A 26,448-nucleotide genomic window follows, 5' to 3' on the forward strand; every position below is an offset into this window, starting at 1 on the left:
GTGCAGCTCGTTGACGTCGCGACCGCATCTGCCGATGTCGGTGCCTCGTCTGCCCGGCTCGCCAAGATCGCGCGCATCGCTGACCTGTTGAAGGCAGCGAGCGACGAGGCTGATCCGAAGTTGGTGCACGTCGTGGTGGCGTGGTTGTCCGGCGAGCTACCACAACGGCAGATCGGGGTCGGATGGGCCGCGCTGCGCTCCCTGCCGTCGCCGGCTGCTCAACCGTCGCTGAGTGTCAGCGAGGTCGACGCACGGTTCACGGAGATCGGCAGGGTCGCCGGTAAGGGATCACAGGCGCGACGCGCCGAGCTGGTCGCTGGTCTGTTCGCCGCGTCAACCGAACAGGAACAGGCGTTCCTTCGCCGGCTGCTCGGCGGGGAGCTGCGCCAAGGCGCCCTGGTCGGGGTGATGGCCGACGCGGTGGCCAAGGCCGCAGGCATCCCGGCCGCGGGGGTGCGGCGCGCGGCCATGCTCGCAGGCGACTTGCCTGCGGTGGCGGCCGCGGCCCTCACAGGTGGCCAGGCCGCGTTGGAGCAGTTCACGCTGCGGGTCGGCCGGCCGGTGGGCCCCATGCTTGCGCAGACGGCGACGGGAGTCGGCGATGCGCTCGAACGTCTCGGCGGCACAGCAATTTTCGAGGCCAAACTGGATGGCGCGCGCGTCCAGATTCACCGGTTCGGCGATGCGGTGTCGATCTACACGCGCAGCCTGGACGACGTCACCGAGCGCCTGCCCGAGGTCGTCGAGGCGACGCTCGCATTGCCCGTCGGTGACCTGATCGCGGACGCAGAGGTGATCGCTCTGCGCCCGGACGGCCGTCCGCACCGATTTCAGGTCACCGCCTCACGGTTCGGGCGCTCGGTCGACATCGCGGCGGCGCGCCTATCCCAGCCACTGTCGGTGTTCGTGTTCGACCTGCTGCATCTCGACGGCGTCGACCTGCTCGACCAACCGACGGGCGAGCGGGTGGCGACCATGGATGCGATCGTGCCGAAAGCGCACCGGGTGGACCGGCTGATCACGTCCGACGCGGCCGCGGCCCAGCAGTTCCTGGATGTGACGCTCGGCGCCGGTCACGAAGGGGTGATGGCCAAGTCATTGGCCGCACCATATGAGGCAGGCCGCCGCGGCGCTGGCTGGCTGAAGGTCAAACCGGTGCACACCCTCGATCTCGTCGTGCTGGCCGTGGAGTGGGGATCCGGCAGACGCACCGGCAAATTGTCGAACATCCATCTCGGCGCGCGAGACCCGGTGACCGGCGAATTGATCATGCTGGGAAAGACGTTCAAAGGGATGACGGACGCGATGCTCGACTGGCAGACAGCACGATTCACCGAATTGGCCGACGGCCCGACTGATGGTTGGGTGGTCAAAGTGAGACCGGAGCAGGTGGTGGAGATCGCGTTCGACGGCGTGCAGGGTTCCTCGCGATACCCTGGCGGCATGGCACTGCGCTTTGCGCGTGTGCTGCGATATCGCGACGACAAAAGCCCTGCTGAGGCGGACACTATAGATACCGTCCGGGCCCTGTATGAGCGCGGCGGCTGAAAGGAAACACCCAGTTTCACCGCCACGCTTATTTGGGCAGTGAAAGGATCACCGAAGGTACCTGACACAGTCGAGCCGACAAGGGAGAGACCGTGGCTACACCCACTGCCGCACCATCGGACCGTATCGAAGAGCGGGACGGCGACCTCACCTACATCCGCACCGAGAAGGATCTACCGCCGGTAGCCGTTATCGACCGATCGCCGATCACCACCAAACACAAGATCATTTTCGGCGTCATCGCACTGATCGGCGCGATCGCCTGGGCGATCATCGCGTTCTTCCGCGGCGAGACCGTCAACGCCGTCTGGTTCGTCATCGCCGCCATCTGCACCTATGTGATCGGGTTCCGGTTCTACGCCCGGCTCATCGAGATGAAGATCGTGCAGCCACGCGATGACAATGCCACGCCCGCGGAGCTTTTCGAGAATGCCACCGACTACATGCCGACCGACCGCAGGGTGTTGTTCGGGCACCACTTCGCGGCGATCGCCGGAGCGGGTCCGCTGGTCGGCCCGGTGCTCGCGATGCAGATGGGCTATCTGCCGGGAACGATCTGGATCATCATCGGCGCGGTGTTCGCCGGTTGCGTACAGGACTACCTGGTGTTGGCGATTTCCACGCGCCGGCGCGGACGCTCTCTCGGCCAGATGGCCCGTGACGAGCTCGGCGCCATCGGCGGCGTAGCGGCCATCGTCGGGGTGCTCGTCATCATGGTGATCCTGCTCGCGGTGCTGGCGCTGGTGGTGGTCGGCGCCCTCGCCGAGAGCCCGTGGGGCGTCTTCTCGATCGCGATGACCATTCCCATCGCGGTCTTCATGGGCCTGTATCTCAGGTTCCTACGCCCCGGACGGGTGTCCGAGGTGTCGCTGATCGGCGTCGTACTACTGCTGCTCGCGGTGATCTCGGGTGGGTGGGTCGCCGAAACGTCGTGGGGCGCTGACTGGTTCACCCTGTCGAAGGTGGCGTTGTCGTGGTGCATCATCATCTACGGCTTCGCCGCGTCGGTGTTGCCGGTGTGGCTCCTGCTCGCCCCGCGCGACTACCTGTCGACCTTCATGAAAGTCGGCACCATCGCCCTGCTGGCGCTCGGCATCCTGCTGGCCCGTCCGATCATGGAGGCGCCCGCCATCTCTTCGTTCGCCGGCAGCGGCACGGGCCCTGTCTTCGCCGGCTCATTGTTCCCGTTCCTGTTCATCACCATCGCCTGTGGCGCGCTGTCGGGTTTCCATTCGTTGATCTCCTCGGGTACCACGCCCAAGCTGCTCGAGAAGGAAAGCCAGATGCGGCTGATCGGCTACGGCGGCATGCTCACCGAGTCGTTCGTCGGCATCATGGCGCTGATCACCGCCGCGATCCTCAACCAGCATCTGTACTTCGCCATCAACGCTCCTGCCGCCCAGACCGGAACGACGGCACAGACCGCGGCCGACTACGTCAACGGGCTAGGGCTGTCCGGTGCGCCGATCACCCCCGAACAGATCACCCAAGCCGCAGAGGATGTCGGCGAGGAGTCGATCGTGTCGCGAACCGGTGGCGCGCCAACGTTGGCGATCGGAATCTCGGAGGTACTGCATCAGGTCTTCGGCGGCGAGAGCCTCAAGGCCTTCTGGTACCACTTCGCGATCATGTTCGAGGCGTTGTTCATCCTGACGACGGTCGACGCCGGCACCCGCGTTGCGCGCTTCATGCTGTCGGACGGGCTGAGCAACTTCGGCGGGCCACTACGAAAGCTGAAGGATCCGAGCTGGCGGGTTGGCGCGTGGATCTGCAGCGTGATCGTGGTCGCAGCCTGGGGCAGCATCCTGCTGATGGGTGTCACCGATCCGCTCGGCGGCATCAATACGCTGTTTCCGCTGTTTGGCATCGCCAACCAGTTGCTGGCAGCCATCGCGCTCACGGTCGTGACGGTCGTGGTGATCAAACGCGGATTGCTGAAATGGGCGTGGATTCCGGCAGTTCCGCTGTTGTGGGATCTCACGGTGACGATGACGGCGTCGTGGCAGAAGATCTTCTCCGGGGATCCGAAGGTAGGTTACTGGACCCAGCACTACCAATACGTCGCGGCCAAGGAAGCCGGCAAGACGTCGTTTCAGGCCGCCAAGGACCCCGGTCAGCTCGATGCGGTCATCCGTAACACCTTCATCCAGGGCACCCTGTCGATCGTGTTCGCAATCCTCGTCGTCATCGTGTTCGTCGCCGGAGTGATCGTCGCGCTGCGCGCGATAAAGGGCACCGGCAGTCCATTGACCGAAGACGAGCCGGTGCCGTCGCGATTGTTCGCGCCGTCCGGATTGATACCGACTCACGCCGAGAAGGAGGTGCAGAAGCAATGGGACGCGCTACCGAAATCGCACGCCAGATCGGTTGGTACTGGGGCACATTGATGGGTGATAACCACTACGAGCGTTACGTCGAACATCGCAGCATGGCGCACCCCGACGAGCCGGTGATCTCTGAGCGCGAATACTGGCGGATGCGCCACGCCGCTACGGAGTCAAATCCCAACCCTCGCTGCTGCTGAGCGGGCAGCGCTCCGGTACGAGCTCAGCGGCAGCCGACCGGACCGTCCGGACCTACCGCGCGAGAAGTGAATCGCTCTCAGCCGGCACGTCGCATGTTGGGGGTGAGCCGGTGCAGGCAGAGTTCGGGCTGGAGAGCGTCCTCAAAAGCCTGGTTTGCACATGATCTTTGCTTGCCATCTGCCGGTCTGGGTCAATGCGTCAGCGAGGGCATCGAGAACGCCGGCGCAGGCGCAGAAATCGCGGGCGCAGGCGCCGAGACCGCCGGAGCTGGAGCCGAGATCGCTGGAGCAGGCGCCTCCAGCACCGGAGCAGGCGCAGGTGCAGCGGGAGCGGGTGCCGGAACAGCCATCACCGGAGCAGGTGCGGCCGGAGCCGGAGCCGATATCGCCGGCCCAGGCTCGGGTGTCGCTGCCGGCCCTGAGGCGTTGTCCGGCGGCTCCTCCCCCGTTACGGGTGTGGCCGGACCTGGCGCATTATGCGGAGACTCAGGTTCCGGCTTGCTGCCATGCGGTGTTGCGGCCCCAGTCGGCGGTGGCCCGCTCGTCGGCGGCTGGGTGGGCTCGGCCGGCTTGGTCGGTCCGGTCGGCTTGGTCGGTTTAGTTGGTTCGGTCGGCTCGGAGGTTTTGGTCGGCGGTGTCGTGTTCCGTCCAGTGGGCCCCACCAGGATCGGGTATGGATCGGTCTCAACCGGCAGTGGCCAGTCGTCGTCTGGCGTGGGCACAGCCGTACATCCGCGGTCCGCATCTCTTGGATGGGCCGTCCTACACGGCGGCGCGCACTGCCCGTTCGAGTCAGCCGGCACGCCGTCTTGACACATCGGCGCCGCCTGCGCCGGCGAAGATTCACCGGTACCAAGCCCCGACGCGAAAAGGCCCAAGACAGCCAAGCTGCCGATTGCTGCAGCTATGCGTCGAAAGCGTCGACGGTTCCGATCGAACGCTCGATGCTCAATGCCTTTGCTTGCCAACATTTTTCGCGCCACACATCCACCATACGGGTTACCGCCCATGACCTGGCCGCCGTGATTTTGCATATTCCCGACCGGCAGGCAACCGCAGTTGTCCTATAGCCCAGCGGCTGTCGGTTCTCACGTGAAAGCGTTCCTCCACGCGGTTGTCGGGCGACGAAAGGGTGACTTGGACCCCGCAGGCACATGGCCGTGAGGCAGGTCACTACGGCCGTCTGCGCGCAAAGCCGTCAACGCCACCACGCGCCATAAGCGATGCCGCGCCAAACTGGCGAAGCAACCATGAGGGGCGAATTTCGCGCCGCCACAAGGGATAGCGGCAAATTCGGATCCGCGCTCGTTGTCGGTCGACCGCAGTATCGTTTACGAACTTCGCAGCGAACATATTCGATGTCCAGCGCTTTGATAGTGACCGCATAGCTCGCTCTTAGACTGCCTACATAACCTCGCCTGTGGGTCGGGGCGTCAATCGACGCGGGAAAGGCTTGGTTATGAAACTCAATCGACTGATCGCCGGAGCGGCGATCGGGTGGACTCTCGGCGCGGCCGGCATCGGCCTGACGTCGGGCGTCGCCAACGCGGCACCTCCCTGCAGCCCCGGACCAGGTGCGCAATGTGGCCCTGGCGGCCCCGGCGGCGGACCGGGGGGCCCAGGAGGACCGGGCGGACCTCAGCAGCAACGTGGGCCTGGTGGCCCAGGGGACAACCGTGGACCTGGCGGGCCGGGCGACAACCGCGGACCCGGCGGTCCCGGTGGGCCGGGCGACAACCGCGGACCCGGCGGTCCCGGTGCGACGGGCGACAACCGCGGACCCTGGGGTCCCGGTGGGCCTGGCGACAACCGCGGACCCGGCGGTCCCGGTGGGCCGGGCGGGCCTGGCGGACCGGGCGACAACCGCGGACCCGGCGGGCCGGGTGGACCCGGTGACAATCGCGGACCCGGTGGACCGGGCGACAACCACGGACCCGGCGACAACCGCGGACCTGACGGGCACGACTGGAGGCCACCGTGGAACCCGCAGGACAACGACTGGCGCGGCCGGTTCCACGGCGCGCCGTGGGGTGACGGGCCCGCGCCCTGGGGCTTTGGCGCCCCGCCTGCGCCACCGTGGGACGGCCCGCTGCCCGCCGCGTGGGGGCCGCCGCCGCCACCCATCAACTACTGGGGCTTTCAGGAACAGCCGGTGTGGGACCCCGGCTACAACCAGTGGGGCTTCTACTTCTTCGGAATCTGGATTCCACTTCCGATCTGATCCCAGCTGACTACCCCTGCAGGACGGCCGCCTCGCACAAACAGAGGCGGTCGTCCGCATCTCGACAAGAGGTCAATGTACCGCGGCGAGTAGTGGATCGGCAGGTGCTTCAGTCCCCCGACGAAGGTAGTCGCCGGTCTCCAGCCTCGGCAGCAATTCGCTGAGGAAGCTGTTCACGTCCATGCGGACCAGCGCCGCGCCGAGACAGCAATGCACGCCATATCCGAATGCGATGTGCTTGTAGCGATCTCGAGACTATCAAACGGAATGGGTCGCCGTCTTCGTCCCTGACCCAGCGGCTCATCTCTCCGATGGCCAACGGCATCAGACCCGGATCGGCGCGGAGTCGTCGAAGCTCCTTGAGGGTTTCGATCAGCGCCAGCATCCCGCCTGAGATAGTCGCGCTCGTGGTGTCATGCCCGGCGGCGGTGATAATCGCGTAATAGCTGATGGTGTCGATGTCGGACAATGGTTCGCCGTCGATCCGGGCATTGGCGATCGCCGACGCCTGATCCTCGGTCGTGGGTGAGCTTGAGCATCAGCGGAAAGTCGGACTCCGGCACTCCGAGCAGACCGCGGCCGATCCCCAACGTGAACCGGCCACCGGACAACCGGTGCATGGTCGTCGCCCATGATCCGGTGATCAACGGATGTCGGGTGTTGTGATTGGTTGCGGCCGTGGCGATCTGCATGCGAGTGGTGACCGCGCAGGCGGCCCCGACGAGCGACGACGCCTCCTTCAGGTTCCAGCGTTCGGAGATGAAGGCGGTGCCGAAGCCCATCTCCTCACCGCGCCGGGCTTCGTCCATCAGCGTGTCCGGTCCCTCGCCGCCCGCGCCGGCCAGAAGGTAGTAGCGAATTCGTCCAACACGCGAGCATTCACTGCCAAACTCCTTGCTTGTGGCCACAGTTCCAGACTTCGGTGATCCGGCCGGAGCCCACCCGAAAGATTTCCATGCTGCCGACGTTCGCCTTGGTGCCATCGGCGACTGATACACGATCGCGACGTGCTCAACGTCATCACCTGCGACCACAAGATTCAGATCGAACCGCAGTCTGTCAAACATATTCCAGTGGTCCGCAATTCGCTGGACGGCCTGCCGGTAAGTGAGCGTCGTCGCCTCGCCCAGGTCATGCCGGATCACGGTGTCACCCATCAATTCGTCTGCCAGCGCGACATTCCGCTCGTTCCAGACCACCAGGTTGTAGAGCTCCACCACTTCCTTGGCCGACCGAGTCACCCGAACACCTCCAGGGCGCCGATCTCGTCGACGGCCGCCACTGCGCGCTCAGCGAGCTTCAGACAGAGCCGACGGGAGCGCTCCGGCATCGCGTCCCAACCGATCAACGTGATGAACGGAAGCACCATCAGATAGGCCACGGCGAATCGATAGTGCCGCCATGCCTGGTCGAATGAATAGTCGGCGACGCCCAGTGCGCTCATCTGTCGGAGATACTCACGGATCAATTCCTCGTCATTGCCGCGACGCATCTGAATGGGAAGCCGCTGACTCACCAGATAACCGACGTCGAGCTCGCCGTCGTCGAATGGGCGTACCTCCCACGGGAGTGGGTAGGCGGCCGAACGCTGGAACATGATGACATGTCCGGCTTCCCGAGTGACCACCGGGATAAGCTGCACGCCTGTCGAGCCGGCGCCGATGACACCGACCGCTTACCGGACAAGCCGACGTTCTCCTTCGGCCAGCGGCTGGTGTACAACGAAGTTCCGGCGAAGGTGTCCATTCCGGGGATGTCGGGTTCGAGTGGTACCGACAGGATGCCCGATGCCGCGACAACGAATCGGGCGACGAACGACCCGCCGCCCTCGGTCTCGACGACCCACTCCGCCGCGAATGCGTCGAAGGTCATCGCGACGACGTTGGTGTCGAAGGTGGTGTCGAAGCGCGCCCCGGGGTGACGATTGCGTCGATTCGCACGGTGTTGGACGTCGTCACAAGCAAGCACCTCACGTTGTGCCGGAAATACTGTAGCTATTACAGTAACTACTCTGAGCTACTGGCCGTTTCGCGACAATGGCGGTGCCGCCTCCCGGAGCGTCAAACGATGTCGACTCCGACGGAAGGGACGGTGCTCGTCGAGGAAGATGGGTGCGGAAATAGAAACTGTAAGCTGTTCTATTACGCTTCTAAAGCGCCGCTAGGAGGCAACTCGCGTGAAGGTCTGGTCGGCCGAATCTCCCGCGAGGGTGGAGTCCGCGCCCTTCTGCACTTCGGTGGGGAACTCGTGGCATATCGCGACGAGGCGGGCGCCGTGCACCTGCGGTCGGGCCACTGCCGCCACCTCGGCGCGTCCCTGGTACCCGAATCGGCCTGCACCAACGGATCTGGTATGACCCGATGGCACGGCATCGGACCGATGGGCGGCACGGACCTCGACGCGGTCCTGCGCAATCTCGGCGTCTCGACCATCGTGGCCGTCGGCGTCTCGGTCAACCTGGCCATCACCGGCAACCTCCATCATCGACAACATGCTGTCGCTGCTCGCGACGATCACGACCACCGATGACCTGCCGAACACAAGGGAGTAGCCGACACGTGACCGACACCGAAAACGAGATCCGCCAATTCGCGAGAGTCGAGCCGGTTGACGCACCGCCGGAATGGCCCGATTCATGACGGCGATGCCGCGGCTGCAGGACATCGCGGTGTCCACTGACCCCGACCCGGCACTGTGGACCGACACCGCCGAAGTCATCGAAGACGTGTGCGCGACTCGAAACACATCAGGCGCCAGCCGGTGTCGCACCGGCCGGGCGCGCCCGCCACCTCCCCGGACTCGGCCACCCCCTTGATGCCGCCCTGGCAGGTCACCGAGTGCGGCCCCGACGCCGTCACGGTGCGGGGCCACTTCAGTCGCTTCCACGTCGGCGGCAACGTCGCGGTCCACGGCGGGGTGATACCGCTGTTTTATGACTGGCACTTCGGCATGGTCGTGTCCGCGGCGGGGCGGCCCGACAGCAGGACCGCCTACTTGCACGTGGACTACCGCAAAATCACTCCGACAGACGAGCCGCTGGTCTCGCGGTCGTGGATTGATTCCGTCGACGGCCGGAAAGCGTTTCTCAAGGCGAGCATGACCGACGTCCACGGCAACGTACTATCCGAGGCCAGCGGTCTGATGATCAAGCTGCTCCCCCACCAGCCTTGAGAGGCACGATGTCCAACTCCGCGACACACTTCACCGTCCCCGGCCGCCGCCGACACCGTCGGGGCCGTGATCGGCGATCGGGAATTCATCATCCAGGGCGACCGCCGCTACACATACCGCCAGGTCATCGAGCGGTCCAACCGCCTCGCGGCATACCTTCATTCCCGCGGATTGGGCGCTAAGACCGAGCGGGCCGGCCTGGCCGGTCACGAGGTGGGCCAGGACCTGCTCGGGATCTATGCCCACAACGGACCCGAGTACGTCGAAGCCATGCTGGGCGCATGGCGGGCCCGGGTGGCACCGTTCAACGTCAACTACCGCTACGTCAAGAGTGAGTTGCACTACCTGCTCGCCGACTCGGGCGCGACCGCGCTGATGTACCACGCGAGGTTCGCGCCGCGCGTCAACGATGTGCTTCGGCAACTTCCCAAGTTGCGCGTGCTGATCCAGATCGCCGACGAATCCGGCAATGACCTGGTGCACGGTGCCGTGGACTACGAATCGATCGTCGGGTCGGGCGTGCCCGTACTGCCGCCCGATCAGCCGTCCCCCGATGACCTCTACGTGCTCTACACCGGCGGCACGACGGGCATGCCGAAGGGGGTGCTGTGGCGCCAGCACGACATCTTCATGACGGCGTTCGGCGGCCGGAGTCTCTACACCGGCGAGCTGGCCGGCTCCTACGAGGACATCGCCGAACGCGTTGCCGAGGCTCCGGAGTCCAGGCTGATGATCCTGCCCCCGCTGATGCACGGCGCGGCCCAGTGGGCGGTCATGACGGCCATGACCACCGGGCAGTCCGTGGTGTTCTCCACCGTCACCGACCGGTTCGACGCCGACGAGGCGGTCGGCACGATCGAGCGGGAAAAGGTCATGGCGGTGACCGTGGTCGGCGATGCGATGGCGCGCCCGCTGGCCGACGCCATCGAACGCGGCACCGCCGACCTGTCCTCGCTGGCGGTGGTGGCCAACGGCGGAGCGCTGCTGACTCCGACGGCCAAACAGCGCCTCGTCGACGCCAAACCCGGCCTGATCGTCGTCGACGGCGTGGGCTCCTCGGAAACCGGCGTGCAGATGACCCACATGTCGGCGTCGGGGGCGGTGGCGACGGGGAAGTTCACCGCGGGCCCGGACACCTTCGTGGCGGCCGAGGACCTCGGCGCGATCCTGGAACCCGGCCACGACGGCATGGGTTGGCTTGCGCAACGCGGGTACGTGCCGCTCGGTTACAAGGGCGATGCGACCAAGACCGCAGCCACTTTCCCCGTCATCGACGGCGTCCGGTACTCGGTGCCCGGCGATCGCGCGCGACACCTCGAGGACGGCTCCATCGAATTGCTCGGCCGGGACTCGGTGACCATCAATTCCGGCGGCGAGAAAATCTTCGCCGAAGAGGTCGAGACGGCCGTCGGATCGCATCCCGCCGTCGCGGATGTGGTGGTGTCGGGCAGGCCGAGTGAGCGCTGGGGGCAGGAAGTCGTGGCGATCGTCGCGCTCGTCGACGGCGCGAGCGCCGATGCCCAGGAACTCATCGACCACGCCTCCGGTTCCATCGCCCGGTACAAGCTGCCGAAGGCGATTGTGTTCCGCCCGGTGATCGAGCGCAGCCCGGCGGGCAAGGCAGACTACCGGTGGGCCCGCGAGCAGGCCATCAGCGAAAGCGCTTGAGCCGGCGCCGTGTCCGGTTGCGCGCCATCCGCATCCCGAGACCTGCACCTGCCGGGAACTGAATCGATCCGCCGAATGGCGGGGCCGCGCGTCCGGTGACGCTGAACGCCGGGGCCATCCTCGCCGACTGGGGCGCGGACGTCATCACGGTCGAGCATCCGGGCGCGGCGACACCCAACGCGGCTTCATCAACATGGGCGGCTTCCAGCTCGACCCGAATCGGCACCCGCTGATCGAGCATCCCAACCGCGGGAAGCGCAGCGTCGGCATCGATGTGTCCAGTCCCGGCGCCAAGAGGTTCTCTACGAGATCGCCAAGACCGCGGATGTCTTCCTGACGAACTACATGCCGGCGCAGCGCCAGAAGAACAGGTTCGACGTCGAACACAACCGCGCGGTCAACCCGATGGTCATCTACGCCCGCGGCAGCGAGGGGGCAGAGCGTGACACCGGAGGGTTCGACGGCACCGCGTTCTGGACCCGCAGTGGCGTCGGCCACGCGTTGACGCCCGCGGAGCTGGGTGGTGCCCTCTCGCAAGGCATCCCGGCGTTCGGCGACTCCATCGGCGGGATGAACGTCGCAGGTGGCATCTCGGCCGCGTTGTTCCACCGTGAGCGCACCGGTGAAGCCGTGGAACTCGACGTCTCGTTTGTTGAGCACGGCCGGGTGGGCGGCGGGTGCCAGCGTCACTCAAGGCATGGAGACGGGCGAGACGATGCGATCGCTCATGCCGGATTCCGCGGGACCCACGGTGAATCCTTTCCTCGGGAACTACCTGACGTCGGACAGCGGCACCATCAACCTGTGCATGGTGAGCCCGACCGGCATTCGCGATGCTTTCGAGCATCTGGGCTTGGCCGAGTTGGTCGACGATCCGCGCTTCTCCGACGTTCATCCGCTCATCGAAAACGCCGAGGCGGCAGCCAGAACCATCGCCGATGCGATTCGTAGCAAACCGTTCGACTACTGGCGACAGCATCTGAAGATCATGAAGGGCCAATGGGCGCCGTTCTAGAGCCTTGTGGATCTCGGCACCGACGAACAGGCGATCGCCCACGACATGATCGTGGAAGGGGACGCCGGTGACGGCGGCGCGCCGAGCACACCGAGCTCGTGCTGATGGAACTGGGCATGGACTGGGACCGCATCGAGGAACTCAAGAACAACGGTGCCATCGCCTAGCCGCCTTCCCCCCATCGCCGAGCGCGCGTGTCCGCGGCCGACACGCCGCGATTTTTCCTGAGTTGGCGCACGCTCGACAGATTTGCGGATAAGGCACCAATCCGATGTGCCGTGCGCGATCATGTGGAATTGACGTCGCAGGAGATTCGGAGGATGGTCAGTCCGGTCAGCGAGGCCACCAATCGGTGTCTGTCGTGCGGTCACGACCTCCGCGCGCAGGCGCGATTCTGCGATGCCTGTGGGTCAGCGGTCAGTTCGGCACCCGCGCCAGGCGAACACAAGCAGGTGACCGTCCTGTTCGCCGATGTCGTCGAGTCGATGAAGCTTGCGGCGGCGATCGACCCGGAGCGACTCCGCGAGATCATGAACGAACTCTTCAACAGGGCATCCGCCGTCGTGCAGCGCTACCAGGGCACGGTCGACAAATTCACCGGCGACGGCTTGATGGCCACGTTCGGCGCGCCGGTCGCACTGGAGGACCATGCGCTGCGGGCATGCATCTCGGCGCTCGAGATTCAATCGATCACCGAAGACCTTGCCACTGAACTCCTTCACCTGGACGGCATTGCCCTCAGGATTCGGATCGGCCTGAACTCCGGCGAGGTGGTCGCCGGCGAAATCGGCTCGGGCTCAAGGCGATACACAGTGATCGGCCACCCCGTCGGAATGGCACAACGGATGGAGGCGGCGGCCCCTGCCGGTGCCGTCCTGTGCTCATTGTCCACCGCCCGCCTCATCCAGGATGTCACCAGACTCGGACCGGTCGAAGACGTTGTCATCAAGGGAGCAGCCTTGCCCGTGCCCGCACGCCAGCTCGTCGCCGTGGAATCCGACCGGATGGTGTTGGGTCGCAACGAGGGGATGATGCTTGGCCGTGAGACCGAATTGAGTTGGCTGGGCAGAATGTTCGACGCCAAGCGCGGCTGCCTGGTGGGCATAGTCGGTGACCCCGGACTGGGCAAGAGTCGGCTGATCAGCGAGTTCACCGCGATCGCCGCGCATCAGGGCGCGGATGTCGTCGTCGCCCGCTGCGAATCCCACACGTCCACACTCGCATTCCGCGCGTTGTCGCGTCTGCTCCGCGCCATGTTCGGCGCGGAGGGGCTGAGCGACGCCGACGCCAGGGAATACACGTTGGGCCAGCTCAGGGGTTTGCTCACCGAACACTCTCCGGACGCACAAATACTGTTCGAGGCCATGGGGATCGCAGGAGCCGGCGCGGACCCACCACAGGTCAGCATCGACGGCCGACGCCGACGACTTGTCGAGATGATGGCCCAAACTGTCCTGGCGCACCCCAACCGAACCGTTTTTGTTCTCGATGACGCCCAATGGATCGACGCACCCAGCGATCACGTCCTTTCCGAATTCGCCGCCACGCTCAACGTGACGACATCGATACTCGTCACGGCCTACCGACCAGAGTTCCACGGTGCGTTGTATCGCCATCCACATCAGACGATCACCCTGCGGCCACTGATGGAATCGACCGCCGTGCGTTTGGTCGGCCAACTCCTCGGAAGCGACCCCTCGCTGGTATCCCTGACAGATCGAATCGTGATGGCGGTCTCGGGCAACCCGTTCTTCGCGGAGGAGATCGTGCGCGATCTGGCCGGAAGCAGCGTGCTCACGGGGAGCCGCGGTCACTACCGCCTGGCGACCGACGTTTCGGACATCGCGGTCCCCGCCACCGTCCAAGCGGTGGTCGCGGCCCGCATCGATCGGCTGCCCACTGAAGCAAAGTCGATCCTGAACGCCGCGGCGGTGATCGGTACCCACTTCGACGTGGACATTCTGCACACTCTCCTTCCGGAAGCCATGCCCTATCAGATGGCCGACTTGGTCTCGTCAGAACTGATCGATCAGACGGAATTCGTACCACGACAACGGTATTGCTTTCGCCACCCGCTGGTGCGCACCGTAGCCTACGAATCGCAGCTGAGTGCCGCGCGCATGCAGGCCCACAGCCGGCTGGCCGTCGCCATCGAGGGGCGTGATCCCGGCGCCGCCGACGAAAACGCGGGGTTGATCGCCACCCACCTCGAAGCGGCGGGCAACCTGGCCGAGGCGTACCACTGGCACATGCGCGCGGCCGAATGGCTCGCCGTCCGCGACCTTTCCGCCGCGCGCGCGCGTTGGGAGAGCGCGCAACGCATTTCCGACGAGTTGCCAGATGACCATTTCACCGTCGCCCACATGCGTGTAGCGCCGAGGACAATGCTCATATCCAAGTCGGTCTTCGTCGGTCATGATGTCGACGTCGACGAGCGGTTCGACGAGTTTCGTGAGCTGACGAAGCTCGCGGGCGATCCGACATCTCTCGCGATCGGCATGGCCGGTCGCATCGTCTCCTTCGCCACAAACGACAACCGCATCCCCGAGGCCGCAGCATTGGCCGAGGAACTCGAGGAGATGGCCGGCGGTATCGACTGTGATACCGCAACAATGGGCGTCATCCTTTTCTCCGTTGCGTATGCACGGTTTGCCAATTGCGACTTCGACGCCGCGCTGCGGATGATCGATCGGATCGTGGGGCTGCTGCGGGATGTGCCCACCATGGAGTTGGCGCTGGCCAATTCGGTTCGCGGCGCTATCGAAATGTGCACGGGTGAGCCTGAGCGCGGCCGTGGTCATCTGCGGGAGAGCTATCGGCAGGCACAGGGGCTCCCACCCGCCAGCCAGGCCGTGGTGTGGGCATTTCGGGGCATGTTGGCGGCGATGGGTTTGTATCAGCCTGACGATCTGGTGCGCGAGATGCACGACTCGGTGCGCCGAGCCGAGTCCTTCGGTGACATGTTCGGCATCGTCTCCGCACAGTGGACGTACGGCGTGGTGATGCTCCGGTCGAAGGCCGCGTCATATCACGAGGGGATCGATGTGCTCCACCGCGCCCGGACAGCCATCCAGAAGCACAATCTGTTCACCACAGCCCTAGCGGCCGTCTCTGCCGATCTGGCGATCGACGCCGCCCGTAACGGTCAGCGCGACAACGCTATCGGCGAGCTTCGCGAATGCTTCTCACTGCACACCAAACAGGGATTTCGAGTTCTGGCGGGCCGCGCGGGTGAGGTCCTCGTCGAGCTTCTCTTGGACCGAGGCTCCGACAACGATCTCGCCGAAGCGCACCGTATCGTCGATCAACCGCACGCCCGGCATCCCGGCATTCCCGCAATGGACCTGTGGTGGTTGAGATCCCGCGCGTTGTTGGCCAAGGCGGAAGGCGACTCGGACGGCCATGTCGAACTGGCCGAGCAGTACCTCGCACTCTGTGAAGGGCTCGATGCACGAGGTCGCCTCGGCGAGGCGCGTCAGATGGTCGCCACATTGTCCGCTCGACCGCCGGAAGTCTGACGATGGCCACGATTCTGGCCTACACGTCACCGGCACTGGGCCACCTGCTGCCGATGAGCGCCCTCTTGTCAGAGCTGTCCCGCCGCGGCCACCACATCCATGCGCGGACATTGTCGACCGGGATGCAGGTCGCGCAATCACTCGGCTTCACTGCCGATGTGATCGACCCCGCGATCGAGGAGATCGGGCAGGATGACTGGAAAGCGTCCAATCCTCTCGGCGCGCTGAAATTGTCGGTCTCGGTGTTCAGCCGACGCGCAGCCCACGAGGTCGCCGACCTTTTCGATGCCGTCTCGCGGATTCGGCCCGACGCATTACTGGTCGACGTGAATTGCTGGGGCGCCCTGTCGGCCGCCGAGGCCGGATCCATCCCATGGGCATGCTTCTCCCCGTACACGCCGCCGCTGAGCGCAGCCGGAGTGCCCCCGTTCGGGCTCGGCCTCAAACCGTTGGGCGGTGCGGTCGGCCGCATCCGCGACGCCGCGGCGCGAACCGTTGTGGTGGGTTCGCTCGAGCGGATAATGGTCCCGCCGATCAATCGGATCCGCACCGACGTGGGTGCCCCACCGGTCGGTTCGATCGACGAGTTCCTGCGCCGCGCTCCACTCATGCTGGTCGCCAGCGGCAAGCCGTTTCAGTATCCGCAAGGCTGGGGCGATGCCGTGCAGATGATCGGGCCCTGCGTGCTCGAGTTCGACCAGAACAGCGTCCCCGACTGGCTCGCGTCGATCGACCGCCCGATCGTGCTCGTCACGACGTCATCAGAACGGCAGGCCGACGAAGCGCTGGTGCTGACCACGATCGAGGCGCTGGCCGATGATCCCGTTCACATCGTGGCGACGGTGCCGACCGCGAAATCCGACGAAGTGACCACGTCCGGCAATACGACGGTGTGCCGTTTCGTTCCCCATGGAGCCGTGCTGGACCGCGCGGTGTGCGCGGTGACTCACGGCGGGATGGGAGCAACACAGAAGGCGCTCGCTCACGGCGTGCCGGTATGTGTCGTGCCATTCGGGCGCGACCAATTCGAGGTCGCACGACGTGCGGAGGTAGCCGGATGTGGCACGAGGCTGCCGGCGAGGAGACTGTCGGCGAAGCGGTTGCGCGCGAAAGTGCGCGACGCGATGACGATGACCGACGGCGCAGCCAGGGTGGCGGAGGGTTTCGCGGCGACCGGCGGAACCGACCATGGCGCCGACGTCTTCGAGAAGCGCGTTCTCGGCATCACCTGACGCCGTAGCCCAGTCGCGTGATGCGATCACTCTGCGTTGACGGCGACGGCAGCGACCCGATCGACCCGGACGGGCACACCCGTACGACATCGCGGCCAGGGACTCGACGTCCTTCGGGTCACTCGACGTCAGCTGGTTCACGTTGGCGCCGCCCGCGCGGTTCGCCACCCTCCAACCGCCCGTGCCTTTGTGCCCCCAGCCGTGCGGTATCGCGATCGCCCCAATGATGTCCTGGGTTGCGTACACCGGCACGGTGATCCGGCCGAACGGAGAGGTCACCTGCACCATGTCGCCGTCGGCGATATGCAGCTCGGAAGCGTCGTCGACATGCATGAGTGCGCGATGGGTCCGCTCCCCCCGCATCAGCAACGGCGCATTGTGCATCCCCGAATTCTCCGACCGCGGCTCCAGCATTCCGATCATCCGCATCGGATAATCCGTAGGCGCATGCGTCGTGACAGCTTGACGATCTCGGCCTCGATGTCGTCGTGCTTCAGTCGGGCGCGGCCATGGCGGTAGGCAACCACCTCGTCCAGCACGCCCGTCGGAAGGTGAGGTGCGAGCACGATGCCATGCGGATGGCGCTGCGTCAGCCTTCGGAAGGTCAGCCCGCCGCGACGCAGACCGAACCGGTTGCCGCCCTCCGACATCCGAATCATCATGTCGACTACGCCACGCGGTGTGAAGCGGCGCCCGAGTATGTCCGTGATCGTACGAGCGAATCCCAATACCGCGAATGCCCTTGTTCGGGAAGACATCCGTTGCATCAGCGCACTGATGACGTCCCATTCCGTGCGCACCTGTCCGACCGGTGTCACCACCGCCTCGGTGGCCTGCCGGAAGGGTGTCGCCTGGAATGTCTGAAACGTCACCGCGAAATCGTCGCGCTCGTACATCGTGGTGACGGGCAGCACGTAATCGCAATGTGCGGTCGTCTCGTTCACGTACAGGTCCAGCTCGACCATCAGGTCCAGACCCGCAACTGCGACCTCGAGTTCCTCACCGTTGGGAACGGACAGCACTGGGTTGCCCGCGCTCGTGAACAACGCCCTGATCTGTCGGTCGCCGGGGACCGAGATCTCCTTCGCCATCAGGGCAGCACGCTCGGCGGCCGTGACGCACGCGAATCCCCCGATGCGGGAACGGTTCCTCTCATGGGACCGGCACGCACCGGCGCCCATCGCCTTCATCACCCATCTCTGGCGGGGCAAGGTCGGCAGGATCTACGAGATGCCGTATTCGGCGATGAGGCCTCCTCAACTATGGCACCGGAGCAGGAGGTATGCACATACTGTGCATGTATCGGTAGTGGCTTCCGCAATGACCGTTCGGCGTCACTGGGCCGCCAGCAGCGCGCTGCGCGCCCACGAACGAGCCTGCCTGGCGTTGGCCATAATTCATCCCTCTGTGGGCGCGCTAGGGGGAAATCGCTGCTGCCGTCGACGTCGATGTTCGCTCCGGTCCGGCCGTGCATGCCTGCGCAGCAGTTGCCGCCGGCGCCGGTGATCACCGCGGCCGACAACTCCCGGTCGCCGTCGAGCTGATGACCCCGACACCCTCAGCTTTCTGTCGACCGATTCGCTGGAGATGCTTACTATAGGCCTTACAGTAGAAGAGTGGAACAGTGGTGGGCGCCATCGACCGGATGGTCACCGGTAAGGTTGACGGTAACGACCGAGCGGCGACACGATGGCGAAGGCGCAGTTCAGGGGTGTGGCTGCCGGTAGATTTAAGACCACCGACCTTACCCGGGGCTGCGTGCGCAGCGATGAATGTGATGGAGGTGCCCTCAGTGGCAAAGCAAGCAACCGCTGAGAAGCGTCAGCGGCGCGAGCGCGGGTCCATCAATCCCGACGACATCATCAAGGGCGCCTTCGAACTCGCCGAGCAGGTCGGGATCGACAACCTCAGCATGCCGCTCCTCGGCAAGCACCTGGGTGTGGGCGTCACCAGCATCTACTGGTATTTCCGCAAAAAGGACGACCTCCTCAATGCGATGACGGATCGCGCTCTGCGCCAGTACGTCTTCGCGACGCCCTACGTCGAGGCAACGGATTGGCGCGAGACGTTGCGCAACCACGCGCGGACGATGCGAAAGACGTTCATGGGCAACCCGATTCTGTGTGACCTGATCCTAATCCGGTCGGCGCTGAGTCCCCGGACGGCCCGGCTCGGCGTCCAGGAAGTGGAGAAGGCCATCACCGGCCTGGTCGAGGCGGGTCTCTCCCCCGAAGCTGCGTTCGACACCTACTCGGCGGTGTCGGTGCACGTGCGCGGATCGGTGGTGCTCCAGCGATTGCGGGAGAAGAACCTCGCCAGCGACGAGAGGCCGAGCGACATCGAGGAAACGATGTCGATCGATGCCGGAAGCACCCCGTTGCTCGCTTTGGTCACCGAGAAGGGCCATCATATCGGCGCCGCCGACGAGAAGAACTTCGAATTCGGTCTGGAATGCATCCTCGATCGCGCCGGCAGGCTGATCGACGGTCGCACAACGGCCCCGCAACCGGCCCGCAAGGCGACCAAGGCCGCCGGCTCACGCGCGAAGAACAAGGCCGTCGCCCGCTAAACCTCGACGACGACCGCGCCGCCCTGGCCGCCGCCGGCGCACATGGCAGCGACACCGATGCCGCCTCCGCGCCGCTGCAGTTCATAGACGAGCGTGGTCACCATTCGTGCACCCGAGGCGGCGATGGGATGACCGAGGCTGCCGCCGCTTCCGGAAAAGTCCACCCTTTCCTCGTCCAGACCGTACTCACGGCATGCGGCGATCGGCAACGATGCGAACGCCTCTGATCTCCCACAGCGTGACGTCGGATGGCTTGAGGCCCGCGCGGTCGAGGACCTTGCCGATCACCTTGACGGCGCCCAGCCCGGTGTCGCGGGGCGCGACACCCGCGGCGGCCCACGCCTTCACGGTCGCCATCACCGAGAGCCGCTGCGCCTCAGCGTATTGACGTTCGACACGGGCGACTCCCGCGGCGGCGTCGTTGGTGCCGCTGCTGTTGCCTGCCGTGATGGAGAACCCCTCGATCTCCGGGTGCGGGACCCTTGAGCCCGGCCAACTTCTCGACGGTGGTGTCCCGGCGTGGATGCTCGTCGACGCTGAAGTCCACCTCCGATCCGTCGAACTGCTGGGCCTTCAGCGGAACGATCTCCCGGAGGAAGTTGCCCTCGTCCATGGCTGCGATAGCGCGCGGGTGCGACCGCGCCGCCCACGCGTCCATCTCCTCGCGGGTGATGCCAACGGCCTGCACGGTGTTCCAACCGACGGTGATCGACATGTCCTTCGTCGGCGCATCCGGCGTCTCGACAGCGACTGCACACCGCCGGCGATGAGCACACGTTCCATGCCCGACCCGATCTGGGCGGCGGCGTTCCCGATCGCGGTCAGGCTGCCCGCGCAATGCCGGTTGACCGACTGACCGGGAACATGCTGCAAACCGGTGGCATCGGCCGCGTAGCGCGCCAGATCGCGGCCGCCGTAATGCGATTCGGCGAAGATGATGTCGTCGATGTCCTCCGGCAGCAGCACCGTGGTGATCAGCGTCTCGGAGGGGTATTGACCAGGCCCCCTTGAACGACCGGCCGATGGCTGTCCTTGCGGCACCGACAATGGCGGGTGTGGGCATGTTCTCGACCTCGGTTCGATGTAGGCGACGTTACAAAAGTAGCAGCTACTGTATTGCCGCCAGTTGGTGACCGCCGTCACTCCGGCTCGGGCACGCGGAAGTGCTCGTCGCACGAAGTTGAACTCGCCGGGCATGAACTGCAGGTTCGTCCCATAGGCGTGGAACACATAGCTGGCCACTTCCTCGCCCTGGTAGGCCTGGCCCTGCTCGACGAGGCGGAACGCCTCCTTGGCGAAGACGACTCCGTCGGCGGGCATCTTGGCGGCCTTCCCCGCCCAGTACCAGGCACGTGCGGCCACCGACGCCGGCGCGCAGGTGTCGGTGAAGGCGCCGAGATGTTCGACGGCGCCGGCCTCGATGATGTCGCCGGTCAGCAGTAGTCGCCTGGCCAGCACCGGTCCCGACCGATGGAAGAACAGCTGCAGGCTAGCTGTACTGACCTGAGAGGTTAGGTACGCGGCTGGCGGGTGGTTGACCCTTGAGTGCTGTGTGGCCGCGGTGGTGATTGTAGGTGTGGAGCCATCGCGGGAACTCGTCGCAGCGGTCGGCGTCGCTGCGGTAGAGCCGGGCGTAGGCCCATTCGTCGGCCAAGGTCCGGTGGAATCGTTCGACCTTGCCGTTGGTTTGCGGCCGATAGGGGCGGGTACGGCGGTGCCTTATGTCACTCAAAGCGTCGCGGAATTTATGTGAACGATAACAGGATCCGTTGTCAGTCAATATGGTTCGGACCGTAAAGCCGCACTCGGTGAACCAGGCGTTCGCGCGCAGCCAGAATGCTGCGGCGGTCTCTTTGCGTTCATCTGCGAGCAGTTCGGAGTAGGCCAGCCGCGAGTGTGCGTCGATGGCGGTGTGCAGGTAGTGGGAGCCGCGCAGTGGGTCGCCGTTACGGCTGCGCTTACCGGAGCTCCTATCGGCCCAGGCGTTGCGTTTACCGGCGGCGCGGCCCAGCATCCGCCAGCCCCCGCCGGCGGGAATCTTGCCGAGTTTCTTCACATCGACGTGGACCAGGTCCCCGCAGCGGGCGGCCTCCATGCGTCGGATCACCCGCCCGGTCGGACGGTCCAGCCAACGCAATTTGGCCAGCCGGTACCGGGTCAGCACCCGATGCACCGTCGAGGGATGCAGTCCCAGCAGATAGCCGATGCGGGCAGGTCCCCACCGGCGGATAACCCGCACCTTGATGATTCGTCGCTCGGTGCGTGTCGGGGTCTGGTTGGGGCTGCGATGTGGGCGCGATGACCGATCAACCATCCCGGCCCGGCCCTGGGCACGGTAGCGGCGCGCCCAGCGGGCCGCGGTAGTCGCGGACACCTGAAACCGTTCCGCAGCTCGGCGCAACGGCCAGCCGTCCTCCACGACACAACGAGCCAGACGCAGCCGACCAGTTTCCGACAATGGGGCATTACGGTGGGACACGAAGACCTCCGGTGAATGAGTGCGTTCCTAAGCAGCTCGCACTTCACTCGGAGGTCTTCGTCTTGTCACCCCGCCACGCCGTCACCAACGTCCGTGGTCAGTACAGCTAGCCAGCGCCGAACCGAGGAACCGCGTGGCGGGCATACCGATCCTGGTGTCGCGCCCCATCATCGAGATGTCCGTCATCAGCGCCATCTCGAATCCGCCGCCGAGCGCGTAGCCGCCGATCTCCCCCACCGTCACCTTAGGGAAGCCCATCAGGTTGTGATGGAAGGCGAACGACTTGCGGTCCACGGTGAGACGATCAAACCGAAGGCTTCGGGCCCGCGAGGACGGCGAGAAGCCGATGGTGATCTTCCCGGACAGCCGGATCACCTACGCCGAACTCGACGCCGCGACCCATGGTCTCGCCGCGGCGTTCATAGATGCGAGCGTGAGAAAGACACCCGGGTCGGCCTCATCATGCCCTGCTGTGTGCAACGGGTACAGATCGCCATGGCGCTGACCCGCATCGGTGCCGTGCTGGTGCCGTTGAGCACATTGCTTCAGGCACCCGAACTGGTCGCCCAACTGCGCGTGGCCTCGGTGCGGTACCTCGTGGCCGTCGAGGAGTTCCGCAGTTATCTCTACCTCGACGACCCCGAACCGGAACTGACGAACCTCCCTGCACGGCAATCTATCTGGACCACTGATGAATTGGCGCCATTGAATGGGGGCGCCGTCCTGGACGCGACGGCCGGTACGGTCACCGCCAGCGACACCCTGGCGATAATGTTCACTCGGGAAGGTGCCGACGGTATGGCTGCTGTTGGACTCCGACGGCCCGATTCCCCGCGGCCCCACCGGCAAGGTCGACGTCCGCCGGCTACGGGCCCTGCTCGTCGATCAGAAGCAAGATCGCCCGATCTAGCCGACCACGCCGCGTTCCGTCAGGTGTTCGATCAACGGCTTCGCACCCGCGGCGAGATGTTCGGACATCGCTGTCCGGGCAAGATCCTCATCACGCTTCTCGAGTGCCGCCAGCAGCCGCCGGTGGTGGCGGTTGGATTTGCTCGCCAGCCTTCGATGACCGGGAACACCGATTCCGGTGCGTAGCGGGTTATCTGCGACATCAGCTGCGCGAGTTTCGGCGAATCGGCGGCCACGTTGATGGCGCGGTGGAATTCGTGGTTGAGCCGGACCGCACGCTCTTCATCATCGGCGGCGTAGGCGGCCTCCAGTTCGGTCTGGATCTTCTCGAGCTGGCGCAGTTGCTTGTCGTCGACGTTGGCCGCCGCCCTGGCCGCGAGTTCACCACCGATGTATGCCTGGACGTTGGACACATCGGTGATATCGCGACAGGTGACGGGAACGACCACGAAACCGCGCCTCGGCTGTTGGGAGAGCAGGCCTTCGGCGCTGAGCACGAACAGCGCCTCGCGCACCGGAGTGACGCTGATACCCAGTTCGACCGCCAGCTGCTCCAGGCGGATGTACTGCCCGGCGGGATACATGCCGTCGAAGATTCGCTTACGCACGTACCGCGCGACGTCCTCGGCGAGCTGCGGTCGCGGCACGAACTCCGGAGCGGTCACGATCAGATCCGATAGTCGGCGAGCAGTCGCTTGCTGATGATGTTCTTCTGGATCTCGCTGGTGCCCTCGCCGATCAGCAGGAAGGGCGCGTCACGCATCAGCCGTTCGATCTCGTATTCCTTCGAGTAGCCGTATCCGCCGTGGATCCGGAAGCTCTGCTGGGTGACCTCCGAACAGAACTCGCTCGCCAGGTACTTGGCCATTCCCGCGGCGACGTCGTTGCGTTCGCCCGAGTCCTTCAGCCGCGCTGCATTGACCATCATCAGGTGGGCCGCTTCGACCTTGGTCGCCATCTCGGCGAGCTGGAAGGCGATCGCCTGGTGTTCGGCGATGGGCCTGCCGAAGGTCTGGCGCTGCTGGGCATAGCGGATCGCGAGCTCGAAGGCGCGGATACCCACACCGCATGCCCGGGCCGATACGTTGACGCGGCCGACCTCGATGCCGTCCATCATCTGAAAGAATCCCTGGCCGGGGGTCCCGCCGAGAATGTCGTCGGCGTTGGCGGCATAGCCGTCGAAAATCAGCTCGGTAGTGTCGATCCCCTTGTATCCGAGCTTGTCGATCTTTCCCGGGATGGTCAGCCCCGGCACGACTTCGCCGAAGCCGACCGGCTTTTCGACCAGGAACGCAGTCAAATTGCGGTGCGGCTTTTCCGCTCCTTCGTCGGTACGCACCAACGCGGCGACCAACGTCGAGCTGCCCCCGTTGGTCAGCCACATCTTCTGGCCGTCGATCGTGTAGGTACCGTCCGAATTCCGCTTGCCGCGGGTGCGGATCGCGGCGACATCGGAACCGAGTTCCGGCTCGGACATCGAGAATGCGCCCCGTGTCTCGCCGGTCGCCATCCGCGTGAGGTAGTGCCGCTTCTGCGCGTCGGTGCCGTGCTGGAGGATCATGTAGGCGACGATGAAGTGGGTGTTGATGATTCCGGAGACGCTCATCCAGCCGCGGGCGAGTTCCTCGACACACAAGGCGTAGGTGAGCAGGGACTCGCCCAGGCCGCCGAACTCCTCGGGGATCATCAGACCGAACAGACCCATCTCGCGCATCTGATCGACGATCGCCTGCGGATAGGTGTCGGCGTGCTCGAGCTCCTGGGCGACAGGGATGATTTCCTTGTCTACGAACTGCCTTACCGTCGAGACGATCTCGGTCTGGAATTCGGTGAGCCCCAGTGTCTGCGCGAGCTTGGTCACGGGCCGACCCTTTCGAATACCGCGGCCAGTCCCTGCCCACCGCCGATGCACATCGTCTCGAGTCCGAAGCGCGCGCCTCGCCGGTTGAGCTCCCGCGCCAGCGTGGCGAAGATTCGACCGCCGGTGGGACCGCCGGGATGGCCCAGCGATATGCCCGACCCGTGGACGTTGGTTCGGTCCCGGTCGGCCGCGGTGAACTTCCATTCCTGCATCGCGGCCAGGGCCTGAGCGGCGAATGCTTCATTGAGTTCGATAAGGTCGATATCCTCCAGCCGCAACCCCGCCTTGGGCGAGAGCGACCTCTGTGGCCGGCACCGGGCCGATACCCATGACGTTCGGCGCCACGCCGGCCGAACCCCACGACACCAACTTCGCAAACGGGGTGAGCGCGAGTTCGTCGGCCTTTTCCTGGGTCGTCACGATGCACATCGACGCGGCGTCGTTCTGCCCGCTGGCGTTGCCTGTGGTGACGGTAGCCTCCGGATCATCGTCCACAAGAACGGGTTTGAGCTTGGCCAGCGTCTCCACGGACGTGTCGGCCCGCGGGTGCTCGTCGGTGTCGATCAGCTCCTCACCCTGACGGGTGCGCACGGTGACGGGGATGATTTCCTCGGCGAGGATCCCGTCCTTCTGGGCCGCGACCGCACGCTGATGCGACGATACGGCCAGTTCGTCCTGCTCCTGGCGCGAGATGCCGTACTCACGATGCAGGTTTTCTGCAGCCTCCAGCATGCCGCCCGGCACCGGATAGTGCAGGCCTCCGGCCGTGGTGCGGCCCCGGGCCAGGCCGTCATGCACCTTCACTCCGGAACGTGCACCCACCTGCACCGCGCCGGGGTCGATTCCGGTTCGGTCGACCAGCCCCTTCAGCGCGGCGACGCCGAGGTCCACCGCGGTCAGCGATTTCAACACGCCGCCGTATCGGCCGATCGGCGTGCGGACGGGCTCGCAGACGACAGCTTGGCGGGTCGTCATATGTGCCTCCCCCCAGTGACTTCGAGAACGGTTCCGGTCATGTATGACGACAGATCGCTGGCCAGGAACAATGCCACCTTGGCCACCTCATCGGGGTCCCCGGCGCGGCCCATCGGCACCTCTGCGAGCTTCTGATCCCAGATCCGCTGGGGCATGGCCTCGGTCATCGCGGACCTGATCAGCCCCGGTTGGATCGCGTTGACCCGCACACCGAGGTGGGCGAGTTCCTTGGCGGCAGCCTTCGTCATGCCGACGATGCCGGCCTTGGCCGCCGAATAGTTGGTCTGCCCGCCGAGCCCGACCTTGCCGGAGATCGAGGACATGTTCACGATGGCGCCGCTGTTTTTCTCGCGCATGACCGCCGCGGCCGTCTTGGTGCCGTTCCAGGTGCCCTTCAGGTGTACGGCGATGACCTGATCGAACTGGTCCTCGGTCATCTTGCGCAGTGTGGCGTCGCGGGTGATCCCGGCGTTGTTGACCATGACGTCCAAACCGCCGAACCGGGATACCGCGGCGGCCACCAGCGCTTGGACCTCGTCTCCGGACGTCACGTCACAGCGGACCGCCAACGCCGTTGCGTCGCCGCCGAGTTGCCTCGCGGCGGCCTCCGTGGCGGCGAGGTCCAGATCGCCGAGGACCACACGCGCGCCCTCGGCGACGAATCGTTCGGCGATGGCGAATCCCAGTCCTTGTGCGCCGCCCGTGACGACGGCGGTCTGACCGGCCAGTAGTGACACCTGATCACCCATCCTCGGTTT

Annotated in this window: 12 protein-coding genes and 14 pseudogenes; 13 read left to right on the forward strand and 13 right to left on the reverse strand. The window is 65.4% G+C overall.

The genetic code is table 11. From position 1 onward, the window contains the following. From ACVWWN_RS29975 to ACVWWN_RS29990, 4 genes are all read left to right on the forward strand, one after another. The gene (locus ACVWWN_RS29975; protein WP_457147115.1) at positions 1 to 1,548 is read left to right on the forward strand and encodes an ATP-dependent DNA ligase; all 1,548 of its coding nucleotides are present in this window, start codon (positions 1 to 3) and stop codon (positions 1,546 to 1,548) included. A 92-nt stretch (positions 1,549 to 1,640) separates the two neighbouring features. Beyond that, positions 1,641 to 3,935, forward strand: coding sequence for a carbon starvation CstA family protein (locus ACVWWN_RS29980; protein ID WP_457147116.1), 2,295 nt, complete (start codon positions 1,641 to 1,643; stop codon positions 3,933 to 3,935). Next, on the forward strand, positions 3,935 to 4,072 hold the full coding sequence (locus tag ACVWWN_RS29985; protein ID WP_457147117.1) for a CstA-like transporter-associated (seleno)protein: 138 nt from the start codon (positions 3,935 to 3,937) through the stop codon (positions 4,070 to 4,072). Before ACVWWN_RS29980 ends, ACVWWN_RS29985 begins: the two co-directional genes overlap by 1 nt. Positions 4,073 to 5,531: 1,459 nt before the next feature. Then, positions 5,532 to 6,293 (forward strand): chitin-binding protein, encoded by a 762-nt coding sequence (locus ACVWWN_RS29990; protein ID WP_457147118.1) that lies wholly within the window; start codon positions 5,532 to 5,534, stop codon positions 6,291 to 6,293. Here ACVWWN_RS29990 and ACVWWN_RS29995 read toward each other — a convergent pair. From ACVWWN_RS29995 to ACVWWN_RS30005, 3 pseudogenes are all read right to left on the reverse strand, one after another. Then, a pseudogene (locus ACVWWN_RS29995) lies at positions 6,257 to 7,176 on the reverse strand (LLM class flavin-dependent oxidoreductase). The gene ACVWWN_RS29990 and the pseudogene ACVWWN_RS29995 sit on opposite strands and share 37 nt — an antisense overlap. Next, positions 7,173 to 7,534 (reverse strand): annotated as a pseudogene (locus ACVWWN_RS30000) (nuclear transport factor 2 family protein). Before ACVWWN_RS30000 ends, ACVWWN_RS29995 begins: the two co-directional pseudogenes overlap by 4 nt. 287 nt (positions 7,535 to 7,821) lie before the next feature. Next, positions 7,822 to 8,180, reverse strand: a pseudogene (locus ACVWWN_RS30005) (cyclohexanone monooxygenase); the annotation flags it as partial. 420 nt (positions 8,181 to 8,600) lie between these two features. Between ACVWWN_RS30005 and ACVWWN_RS30010 the strand changes: the two are divergent. The 6 genes and pseudogenes from ACVWWN_RS30010 to ACVWWN_RS30035 form a co-directional block, all read left to right on the forward strand. Continuing rightward, a pseudogene (locus ACVWWN_RS30010) lies at positions 8,601 to 8,844 on the forward strand (isochorismatase family protein); the annotation flags it as partial. 7 nt (positions 8,845 to 8,851) lie between these two features. Then, positions 8,852 to 9,464, forward strand: a pseudogene (locus tag ACVWWN_RS30015) (PaaI family thioesterase). 8 nt (positions 9,465 to 9,472) lie between these two features. Next, positions 9,473 to 11,132, forward strand: a pseudogene (locus ACVWWN_RS30020) (acyl-CoA synthetase). A 62-nt stretch (positions 11,133 to 11,194) separates the two neighbouring features. After that, a pseudogene (locus ACVWWN_RS30025) lies at positions 11,195 to 12,314 on the forward strand (CoA transferase). Between the two features lie 285 nt (positions 12,315 to 12,599). Further along, on the forward strand, positions 12,600 to 15,665 hold the full coding sequence (locus tag ACVWWN_RS30030; RefSeq protein ID WP_457147119.1) for an ATP-binding protein: 3,066 nt from the start codon (positions 12,600 to 12,602) through the stop codon (positions 15,663 to 15,665). Positions 15,666 to 15,667: 2 nt separating this feature from the next. Continuing rightward, a complete protein-coding gene (locus ACVWWN_RS30035) occupies positions 15,668 to 16,897 on the forward strand; it encodes a glycosyltransferase (RefSeq protein WP_457147120.1) in 1,230 nt (409 codons plus the stop codon). Between the two features lie 165 nt (positions 16,898 to 17,062). On the opposite strand, the pseudogene ACVWWN_RS30040 reads toward ACVWWN_RS30035, so the two are convergent. Then, positions 17,063 to 17,326: pseudogene (locus ACVWWN_RS30040) on the reverse strand (molybdopterin dinucleotide binding domain-containing protein); the annotation flags it as partial. After that, complete coding sequence (locus ACVWWN_RS30045; protein ID WP_457147121.1) at positions 17,317 to 18,108, reverse strand: molybdopterin-dependent oxidoreductase; 792 nt, start codon at positions 18,106 to 18,108, stop codon at positions 17,317 to 17,319. The pseudogene ACVWWN_RS30040 and the gene ACVWWN_RS30045, both read right to left, overlap by 10 nt. Before the next feature lie 581 nt (positions 18,109 to 18,689). On the opposite strand from ACVWWN_RS30045, the gene ACVWWN_RS30050 reads away from it, so the two are divergent. Further along, positions 18,690 to 19,466 (forward strand): TetR/AcrR family transcriptional regulator, encoded by a 777-nt coding sequence (locus ACVWWN_RS30050; RefSeq protein ID WP_457149333.1) that lies wholly within the window; start codon positions 18,690 to 18,692, stop codon positions 19,464 to 19,466. Here ACVWWN_RS30050 and ACVWWN_RS30055 read toward each other — a convergent pair. The 4 genes and pseudogenes from ACVWWN_RS30055 to ACVWWN_RS30070 all read right to left on the reverse strand — a co-directional run. Next, a pseudogene (locus ACVWWN_RS30055) lies at positions 19,463 to 20,529 on the reverse strand (thiolase family protein). The gene ACVWWN_RS30050 and the pseudogene ACVWWN_RS30055 sit on opposite strands and share 4 nt — an antisense overlap. Positions 20,530 to 20,605: 76 nt before the next feature. Beyond that, positions 20,606 to 20,957 (reverse strand): annotated as a pseudogene (locus ACVWWN_RS30060) (enoyl-CoA hydratase/isomerase family protein); the annotation flags it as partial. Continuing rightward, on the reverse strand, positions 20,956 to 21,945 hold the full coding sequence (locus tag ACVWWN_RS30065) for an IS481 family transposase (RefSeq protein ID WP_457144821.1): 990 nt from the start codon (positions 21,943 to 21,945) through the stop codon (positions 20,956 to 20,958). The pseudogene ACVWWN_RS30060 and the gene ACVWWN_RS30065, both read right to left, overlap by 2 nt. Before the next feature lie 105 nt (positions 21,946 to 22,050). Then, positions 22,051 to 22,251, reverse strand: a pseudogene (locus ACVWWN_RS30070) (enoyl-CoA hydratase-related protein); the annotation flags it as partial. 189 nt (positions 22,252 to 22,440) lie between these two features. Here ACVWWN_RS30070 and ACVWWN_RS30075 point away from each other — a divergent pair. Together ACVWWN_RS30075 and ACVWWN_RS30080 are read left to right on the forward strand one after the other, a co-directional pair. Beyond that, positions 22,441 to 22,665: pseudogene (locus ACVWWN_RS30075) on the forward strand (long-chain fatty acid--CoA ligase); the annotation flags it as partial. 67 nt (positions 22,666 to 22,732) lie between these two features. Continuing rightward, on the forward strand, positions 22,733 to 22,855 hold the full coding sequence (locus ACVWWN_RS30080; RefSeq protein ID WP_457147122.1) for a hypothetical protein: 123 nt from the start codon (positions 22,733 to 22,735) through the stop codon (positions 22,853 to 22,855). Here the strand turns inward: ACVWWN_RS30080 and ACVWWN_RS30085 are convergent. The 4 genes and pseudogenes from ACVWWN_RS30085 to fabG form a co-directional block, all read right to left on the reverse strand. Further along, positions 22,852 to 23,519 (reverse strand): annotated as a pseudogene (locus ACVWWN_RS30085) (GntR family transcriptional regulator). The gene ACVWWN_RS30080 and the pseudogene ACVWWN_RS30085 sit on opposite strands and share 4 nt — an antisense overlap. A gap of 2 nt (positions 23,520 to 23,521) precedes the next feature. Continuing rightward, a complete protein-coding gene (locus tag ACVWWN_RS30090; protein ID WP_457147123.1) occupies positions 23,522 to 24,715 on the reverse strand; it encodes an acyl-CoA dehydrogenase family protein in 1,194 nt (397 codons plus the stop codon). Next, positions 24,712 to 25,690: pseudogene (locus tag ACVWWN_RS30095) on the reverse strand (acetyl-CoA C-acyltransferase). The gene ACVWWN_RS30090 and the pseudogene ACVWWN_RS30095 overlap by 4 nt, the downstream one beginning before the upstream one ends. Continuing rightward, positions 25,687 to 26,439 (reverse strand): 3-oxoacyl-ACP reductase FabG, encoded by a 753-nt coding sequence (gene fabG / locus ACVWWN_RS30100; RefSeq protein WP_457149334.1) that lies wholly within the window; start codon positions 26,437 to 26,439, stop codon positions 25,687 to 25,689. The pseudogene ACVWWN_RS30095 and the gene fabG overlap by 4 nt, the downstream one beginning before the upstream one ends. Positions 26,440 to 26,448 lie beyond the last annotated feature (9 nt).

Source organism: Mycobacterium sp. URHB0021 (assembly GCF_054057895.1).

Bases quoted from the DNA above. Each gene is read 5' to 3' on its own strand.
- ACVWWN_RS29985 (WP_457147117.1), top strand. From the start codon at position 3,935: ATGGGTGATAACCACTACGAGCGTTACGTCGAACATCGCAGCATGGCG.
- ACVWWN_RS29990 (WP_457147118.1), top strand. From the start codon at position 5,532: ATGAAACTCAATCGACTGATCGCCGGAGCGGCGATCGGGTGGACTCTC.
- ACVWWN_RS30035 (WP_457147120.1), top strand. From the start codon at position 15,668: ATGGCCACGATTCTGGCCTACACGTCACCGGCACTGGGCCACCTGCTG.
- fabG (WP_457149334.1), bottom strand. From the start codon at position 26,439: ATGGGTGATCAGGTGTCACTACTGGCCGGTCAGACCGCCGTCGTCACG.